Source organism: Effusibacillus lacus (genome assembly GCF_002335525.1).
GTDB classification, from domain to species: domain Bacteria; phylum Bacillota; class Bacilli; order Tumebacillales; family Effusibacillaceae; genus Effusibacillus; species Effusibacillus lacus.
Genome location: NZ_BDUF01000055.1, coordinates 19824 through 27136 on the forward strand (window position 1 = coordinate 19824; position 7313 = coordinate 27136).

Sequence of the window (7313 nt, forward strand, 5' to 3'; positions counted from 1 at the left end):
AGATCAATATCAAGTAAGAGGTACCAATGTCAACCGTAATGCAGTCAACGGTCATGTATAGGGGAGGGAAGCTGGTGAGAAATATTGTAATTCAGGCCGCTCGACTCACGGTTATGATCGTTCTTCTGCTTTATTTGACTTTCAGTCCCGCCGTGTGGGCGACACGGGTTCAGGCAACGGATGCTGAGACCACTCCTGTGAACGTGGAAAGACTTGAAGAGCAGATCTCCATGAGTGACGGGGTCCGCCTGGCTGCCTCTCTTTTCAAACCTTATGGGAACACACCACACGGAGGATGGCCGGCGGTCATCATGATTCACGGTTGGGGTGGGGATCGCAGCACTTACGAGGAGTTCGCTCCCGGTTTTGCAAAGAACGGATATGTGGTTCTGACCTACGATTGCCGGGGTTTTGGCCAGAGATCATGCAATTCCTGATTGACAGGTACGAAGTCAATCCTGATCAAATCGGATCAACCGGCATTTCCTATGGAGGAGGGCAATCGTACTTATTGGCCGCCGCCACCCATGCCCCCGGATACAAGGGGCCCAAAGTCAAGGCGATTGCCCCCATTATGGGATGGACCGATCTCGTGCAGGCACTGGTTCCCAACGATGTCATGAAAGCTTCCTATGATCTGGGATTGTTTGCGGCGGGTTACAAGGCGGGCAAACAAAACTATAATACGGATCTTCCTTTGTGGCTGGTTGAAGGATTAACAGGAGTCAACGAGGCGGAGTTCAAACAGCAACTGGCGCTTCGTTCCGTCGTTCATCAGGCCGACTTTCTAAGGAACGTTCCAATCTATGCTTTGCAGGCCTGGAAGGATGAATTGTTTCCTGTGGAGCAGGTGAGGACGCTATTTGATACCATTCGGGACGAAAATCGGAACCTGAAACTGTATGCGGGCGGGTTCGGGTCACGCAATGGAAATCGAAATCTCACCGAGCGACTCCCCTTTTTTTCCTGCCGGATCCTGAGACGTTCTATCTGCAGTTCTGGCATGACGCCAAATATCCCTCTTCACTCACTATACCGATACAGCGTGACCAATAAAGCTGCGAAGGGCTCTCCCATAGTAGCAATACTTATTGGGATGGCCCTTTTGTTTGCTTCCCTCTCCTCGCAAAATGAAGAAATGAACATAAGGAACCCCGGTCGCACGGGGTTCCTTAAATTTGATATTTGGCGCCTTAAACGGCTTTTTCCAGAATTGTCAAATCAGTAGTTTCTCCGGGAGCCAGTATCTCCAGGTCAACTTCGCGTTGCTTGGAGCTGGTAATTAACCTTGCTAGAAGATTGGGGGTTTCGATATAGTAGGGTGGATTTTTAAATGTATTGAAGTGAATCGGCACCAACTTGTTGGCTTGCAACAATTTTGCAGCCTCCACTGCCTCTTCGGGAGTCATGCAGGCATGCAGAATGCTTTGTTGAGGCAACGCCTCAATTTCCAAAATCGCACCATTAACAGGCAAACAAGCAACATCTATAGGACCATGCTGTCTCGCAATTTTCCACCAATACCCATGCCAAAGCGTATCGCCGCAATGAATGATTTTCTTCCCGTTTCCCCCTACGACCCAGGAGACTTGCGGAGTTCCATACCCGTCAACCGAGTAACTGGCAGTCACATCAAGCTTTCCGTATGTAAACCGGTCATCTACGGTCACACCAATGACATTCTTCAGTCCGGTTTTCCGTGCGATTTCCACCGATTCGATTGGCAAAAGCACCGGAATGTCTTCACCGTATGCAGCCATTATCGACAAATGATCAAAATGGTCGGGGTGGACGTGTGAAATGAGCACAGCTGTTACCGAAGGAATTTCGGAAAGCGGATACAGCGGTTCGGTAGGAGTCCCAAGTCGAGCAGCTAAAGGTCTCTCAACGATATGTTTGGTATCTCCTATCGGATCAATTACCACGGAAGTCTCTCCATCAGATACTGCAATACCTGCCCAAGACAGCTTTTGAACAATCATGATAAAAGCCTCCTTAAAGGATTGAAAGTCCCTGCAAGATAAATATATACAACTAAGTATAAAAAAACAACCAATAAAACATTTGCTGCTTTTTTTGAGCTACAGGGCATCGTGATGTCATTGAAGCGGCTTCCCTCCAACCAAGTTATCTTTTCATATTGAATTTCGATTCAATAGTAAGTTGTGCTTTGGGGTTATATGTAATAACCTGTTGCTTAAAAGGAGGATACGTATGAACAAAAAGTACAATCTCCCATGTAATATTGCGAATACACTGGATCTGATCGGTGACCGGTGGACACTGTTGATTATTCGGGAACTCCTGAATGGGACTAGCAAGTTTAATGAAATTAAAACCTCTTTATCAGGAATCGCACCTAACATCCTCTCGGATCGTTTGCAAATGCTGGAGCAAGAAGGGATCGTGTCATCCAAGCTCTACAGAAAGCATCCGCCCCGATATGAGTATGAGTTGACCAGAAAAGGAAAAGACTTGAGACATGTACTAAATGCATTGGCAATCTGGGGCAACCGGCATCTCGAGCCAAAATACATGAAGCTGGTTCATACCGATTGCAACCATGAAGTGAAAATTCACTATTATTGTCCAAACTGCGATACGACCGTTAAAGAAGTGGAGTATGTCCCAAATTCACCAAGAGCGGCAAATACCTGATGCAGCAGCCAGGAAGATCCGAGTATGCTACTCATCACGTTGGCCCCGATGCGCTCCACTTGTGGCCATCCGGCCAACAGTTCACCCTTCGCCGGTGTGCAAACCCTGCTTGCGTGTTATTGTTCTTGGATGCCAGCGGAAAAAGAAAGTGGTGTTCGATGAGGATATGCGGGAATCGAACGAAGGTGGCCCGTCATCAACATCGCTGGCGTGAAAAATAGGAGGAGCAGGTGAGAAGGACGTTTCTGACAAACGTGGAAAACTCATGATAAGGATGGCGGAAACAGTTCCTGCACTGTTTCTTTCACCTTTGCCAGCCATTCTTTTCGCTGTTCCGTTGAGCTTGCCGCAATCCCCCCCAACAGCTGATAGTGAAAGTTCTTGACTCCACAAGAAACAAAGGTATATTCCCATATTTTTTGAAGCAGACCATCTGTGTGTGTTGAATTTGCAGTATTGATGACAAGGATCGTCTTGGAACTCAACAACCCGTGGGGGAACATATGCCCTGTCTCATCTTGTACAAACCTGTATGCTATGCCAGGGCGCATTACCTGATCGATCCACCCTTTTATCATGGCCGGGGGTTGTCCCCACCAATTGGGATGAACAACAACCACTCCATCAGCTACAGAGAGCTGTCTGCAGTGTTCTTGAATCACGGAACTGATTGGAGCATTCTCGAACAGTTTGGATTCCCTGAGAACCGGATCAAATTTCTCTTCATAAAGATCATGAAAATAAACATCATGTCCGTTTACACGCAAAAGTTCTGCCACTTTGCCAGCAATGGCATGATTGAAACTGTTCCTTTCGGGGTGCCCAAGAACTACGTATACCGTAAAGGGCCTTTTTTCTTTTTCCGCAAAATTTGGCATTCTCTTTTTCCACCTGTCTAATCTATAGAATCCCTCTAAATGTGTTTGTTTAACCAATCAATCACATCACGGTAAACCTCAGCTTTGTTTATTTCATTCAACATCTCGTGCCGTCCCCCGGGGTACAGTTTGCAGGAAACATCCTTAACTCCCGCCTTCCGGAAGTTGCGGTAGGTTTGTAAAACACCCCTGGAGTTGTTTCCGACAGGGTCTTTGTCCCCGGAGAAAAGGAAGATGGGCAAGTCTTCGGGTATTTTTCCAAGCCTTTCGGGTTTGTCCAAGTGTTGAATTCCCGTCAGCATGTCAGCATAAAAACCGGCGGTTGCCATCCCTCCGCAATACGGGTCGTGAATATACTTGTCGACCTCGTTTGAGTCCCGGCTTAACCAGTCGTATTCTGTTCGTGCAGGTTGGAACGCCTTGTTGTAGTTTCCGAAGGTAAGATTTGTGAGGAGGGCGCTTTTTCCTTTTCGCCCTTTATTCCGGATTTCCATTCTGGCGAGGGCGGTACCGATGTATCCCAGAATACCGGGTGTTCCACCGGTTCCAGACAGTAGAACTCCAGACAACTCTCCGCCATACTGCTGAATGTAACTCCTGGCCAAGAACGATCCCATACTGTGCCCTAACAAAAACAGCGGCAAACCGGGGTGCTCCCGTTTGATCAGTTGGGAAAGCTGATGCATGTCCTCTAGAACCAACTCCCATCCGTTTTCATCGGCAAAGTAAAGAAGGTTCTCCTGTTGACCCGCAGTTCGACCATGTCCGCGATGGTCATTGGCGTATACGGCATATCCTTCGCCGGTCAATGCCTCGGCAAAGTGGCTGTACCGGCCTGCGTGTTCTGCCATCCCATGGGCGATTTGAACGATGCCTTTGACTTCTGTGTCCGGTGTCCATTTATAGACATGGATTTCGGTTCCATCAACAGAAGGAAAGGAAAAGGTTGCTTGGTTCAAATCCGAACGACCTCCATTCGCCAGTCCATGAAATTATCGACTTCCTTGGAAGTAGTATGCAGGTCTATAAAAATTTGGTCAACAGCGTTTCTTGATTCCCATTATTTGGCGTATTCTCATGTCCCTTCTTTCCCTATTACAATCTAAATAGAGACAACTATTGGAATGTCAGGGGAGGATTAGTAAGTGAAGAAAGCATTGCTTCTTGCCGCCGTTGCAAGCCTCATGTTGGGTGCATCGCCAGCGCTGGCCTATACGGTACAGCCCGGTGACTCGCTCTGGAAAATTGCCCAAGCCAACCATGTGACAGTCAACGACTTGATGAAAGCCAACAATCTTACGACAGACACCATCTATCCCGGACAGACTCTGGTGATTCCCGGAAAGTCCATTACATACACGGTGGTTCGCGGCGATTCACTCTGGAAAATCGCTAACAAGTACAACACAACAACGAATGCCATCGTCAAACTTAACAATCTGAAAACCTATGAAATCTACCCTGGACAGCAATTGAAGATACCGGTTTCTGTCGGCAGACCTTCCGTACAGAAACCGGCAGCTTTTGCAGATGGGATGTTTCCGTTGGCCAAAGGGACGTACAAACCTTTTGCAAACACATACCGGGATGGACGGAGTTGGAATCCTGACGGGTCAGGCTCCCGGCCGCACGAAGGTGTGGACATCATGGCTGACAAAGGAACTCCGATATACAGCGTCATGGACGGTACGATTGTCCAGTACGGTTGGAACCAGTATGGCGGATATCGATTGACGATCCGAGTGAATGATTCGACAGTATTCTATTACGCACACCTCTCCAAATATGCAGAAGGACTCTCCAAGGGATCCGCCGTCAAGAAAGGCCAACTGATCGGATATGTGGGAAGCACCGGTTATGGTCCGGAGGGAACCGAAGGCAAGTTTGACAGCCATTTGCACTTTGGCGTTTACAAGACATCCCCTTCCTGGACACCGGTCGATCCCTATCCATACCTGAAGTGGTGGGAATCTCAAAGATAAACAATACTGAACAAGGAGCCTGTTTGTGGAACAGGCTCCTTCTGCTATGCGCTAACTGTTGGCTCAAGAACGGTCAGAGTATTGTTATAGGTGTTCAGATTGACATTGGCGCCAATTGGGATGGCGGCCTTGTAGAGTCCATGGGCCGTTTGCAGGTTGGTCATTAAGGGCTTGCCAAGCGGAACCAGCACAGCATTTACCATGTCGTCAAAGGTTGTCCCATAGGCGATCTGGCAATCGGTGCATTGTCCGATAATGATCCCCGCACAGTCACGGAACTTTCCAGCCAGAAGCAAATGAGAGACAAATCGGTACACAGTGTTGACCGGTTCATGGGTTTCCTCAATCAGAATGATTTTGCCGCGTGTGTCAATCTCGTAAGGGGTGCCCAAAGTACCAACAAAGGAGGTCAGGTTGCCTCCCACGACCCTGCCTGTCACATTTCCCTGCACCCGGCTGATCAAAGGGATTCCAGGAGGGTTCTGAATCTGTCGGGGCGCTGTCAGGGTGGAGGTTGCCGCAAAGAATTGATTAAAGTTGTACGCGGGTGTCTCCCGCCGGAAATCAATCAGAAGCAAACTATGAAAAGTGATCAGGTCTGCATATTGGTAGAGTACATTCAAGAGGACGGTAATGTCGCTATACCCGGTCACAATTTTGGGATTCTGTCGAATCACTTCAAAGTCGAGATAAGGGAGGATTCCTCCCACTCCGACTCCGCCGCGGGAGGGCAGGATCATCTTAACTGCCTTGTTTCGAAACATGTCCATCAGATCGGCTGCCCGCTGTTCGGGAGGTCCTGCAAGAAACCCGGTGTAAGCGTACACATTCTTGCCTAGAATCACGTTAAAACCCATGGTGCGAAGGGTTTGTACCCGTTCATTTATGATATTGGCGCCTAACGGACTTCCCAAAGTGACGATTCCAATCGTATCTCCCCTCTGCAGAATGGGCGGTCTGATTGGCATATGTTTTCAAGCCTCCCTAAATTTAGCTGTCCTCCGATACATATGTATTTGTCTGCCCGTTTACACATTCCATTTTTTCCCCTATAAATTAGGTCACTCTTATGCTTGACCGATAATTCGACACGGCAGTCTTGGCCCGGCCATCCTCTGTATCGGACATGTCAATGGCAATTGTTCAAGTTCTTCCGTCTCTTTGTCGCTGCTGCTATGTTGTTTTTGCCCGGAGTTTTTGTCAGTTTTCTGGATTACAAAAGTGGATTCCGGTACCTTTATGGGAGTACGATGCGGAATCAAAAACATCGTAACGATCAACAGTGTCACAGAGGATTTGGCCGCAGGCGGCATGATGTTTCCTTTGGGCCGCTTACAGCCGCTGCAGCTGGAGGATTTTAACGGGAGGGACTTTAGTGTTAAACTGCCGGATTCCTCATGGGGTTATTGTTTCTGATTGAAGAAGAATCCATACGCTTAATCCATGCAAATTTGGAGAAACAGAAAGCATAGCGGACAATAACAGCAGTTGAAGCGGTTAAAATCCGGTTTTTGTTTGTGTTTGTTTTATTCAATGGATTGAAGCGGAACATAGTACGTGATATTATAGCTCTTGTCGCGACGGACAGGATTTCCTGCCGAAACGTCGAACGACCCACATCCTGCGGGTCAAGTCGTTCTTTGAAAACTGAATCGTGTAGGGAGCCACGATTGATTCTTTGAATACGATGCGGCTGCCCCGCCCCTAAAGGCGAGGCGAAAGCATCGACTGAGGTAGCCCCGCTAAGAGCGTCGACGTCCATGTCGACAACGCGGGACGAATCATCCGCAGAGGT

General features: G+C 48.2%; 9 protein-coding genes and 1 pseudogene. 5 read left to right on the forward strand and 5 right to left on the reverse strand.

Features of this window, described 5'->3' with window-relative positions; all coding sequences use genetic code 11:
* Positions 1–74: 74 nt before the first annotated feature.
* Both EFBL_RS21650 and EFBL_RS10110 read left to right on the forward strand, forming a co-directional pair.
* Positions 75–437 (forward strand): alpha/beta fold hydrolase, encoded by a 363-nt coding sequence (locus EFBL_RS21650; RefSeq protein WP_096182017.1) that lies wholly within the window; start codon positions 75–77, stop codon positions 435–437.
* Positions 425–1228 (forward strand): alpha/beta hydrolase family protein, encoded by an 804-nt coding sequence (locus EFBL_RS10110; protein WP_096182018.1) that lies wholly within the window; start codon positions 425–427, stop codon positions 1226–1228. The genes EFBL_RS21650 and EFBL_RS10110 overlap by 13 nt, the downstream gene beginning before the upstream one ends.
* Here EFBL_RS10110 and EFBL_RS10115 read toward each other — a convergent pair.
* The gene (locus EFBL_RS10115) at positions 1194–1982 is read right to left on the reverse strand and encodes an MBL fold metallo-hydrolase (protein ID WP_096182019.1); all 789 of its coding nucleotides are present in this window, start codon (positions 1980–1982) and stop codon (positions 1194–1196) included. The genes EFBL_RS10110 and EFBL_RS10115 overlap by 35 nt on opposite strands.
* 232 nt (positions 1983–2214) lie before the next feature.
* Between EFBL_RS10115 and EFBL_RS10120 the strand changes: the two genes are divergently transcribed.
* Positions 2215–2658, forward strand: coding sequence for a winged helix-turn-helix transcriptional regulator (locus tag EFBL_RS10120; RefSeq protein WP_096182020.1), 444 nt, complete (start codon positions 2215–2217; stop codon positions 2656–2658).
* 47 nt (positions 2659–2705) lie between these two features.
* Positions 2706–2879 (forward strand): annotated as a pseudogene (locus EFBL_RS21215) (CGNR zinc finger domain-containing protein); the annotation flags it as partial.
* Between the two features lie 42 nt (positions 2880–2921).
* On the opposite strand, the gene EFBL_RS10130 reads toward EFBL_RS21215, so the two are convergent.
* Both EFBL_RS10130 and EFBL_RS10135 read right to left on the reverse strand, forming a co-directional pair.
* Entirely contained in the window at positions 2922–3536 is a 615-nt protein-coding gene (locus tag EFBL_RS10130; RefSeq protein WP_096182022.1) for an NAD(P)H-dependent oxidoreductase, read from the reverse strand.
* A gap of 35 nt (positions 3537–3571) precedes the next feature.
* Complete coding sequence (locus tag EFBL_RS10135) at positions 3572–4495, reverse strand: alpha/beta hydrolase (RefSeq protein ID WP_096182023.1); 924 nt, start codon at positions 4493–4495, stop codon at positions 3572–3574.
* 186 nt (positions 4496–4681) lie between these two features.
* Here EFBL_RS10135 and EFBL_RS10140 point away from each other — a divergent pair, with 186 nt between their 5' ends.
* Positions 4682–5518: a LysM peptidoglycan-binding domain-containing protein gene (locus EFBL_RS10140; RefSeq protein WP_096182024.1), complete on the forward strand. Its 837-nt coding sequence runs from the start codon at positions 4682–4684 to the stop codon at positions 5516–5518.
* Positions 5519–5562: 44 nt separating this feature from the next.
* Here EFBL_RS10140 and EFBL_RS10145 read toward each other — a convergent pair whose 3' ends face one another.
* Complete coding sequence (locus tag EFBL_RS10145; RefSeq protein WP_096182025.1) at positions 5563–6486, reverse strand: S66 peptidase family protein; 924 nt, start codon at positions 6484–6486, stop codon at positions 5563–5565.
* A 410-nt stretch (positions 6487–6896) separates the two neighbouring features.
* The coding region (locus EFBL_RS20930; protein ID WP_216640718.1) for a hypothetical protein at positions 6897–7313 on the reverse strand (417 nt) is incomplete at its 5' end.

Bases quoted from the DNA above. Each gene is read 5' to 3' on its own strand.
- EFBL_RS10110 (WP_096182018.1), top strand. From the start codon at position 425: ATGCAATTCCTGATTGACAGGTACGAAGTCAATCCTGATCAAATCGGA.
- EFBL_RS10115 (WP_096182019.1), bottom strand. From the start codon at position 1,982: ATGATTGTTCAAAAGCTGTCTTGGGCAGGTATTGCAGTATCTGATGGA.
- EFBL_RS10120 (WP_096182020.1), top strand. From the start codon at position 2,215: ATGAACAAAAAGTACAATCTCCCATGTAATATTGCGAATACACTGGAT.
- EFBL_RS10130 (WP_096182022.1), bottom strand. From the start codon at position 3,536: ATGCCAAATTTTGCGGAAAAAGAAAAAAGGCCCTTTACGGTATACGTA.
- EFBL_RS10145 (WP_096182025.1), bottom strand. From the start codon at position 6,486: ATGCCAATCAGACCGCCCATTCTGCAGAGGGGAGATACGATTGGAATC.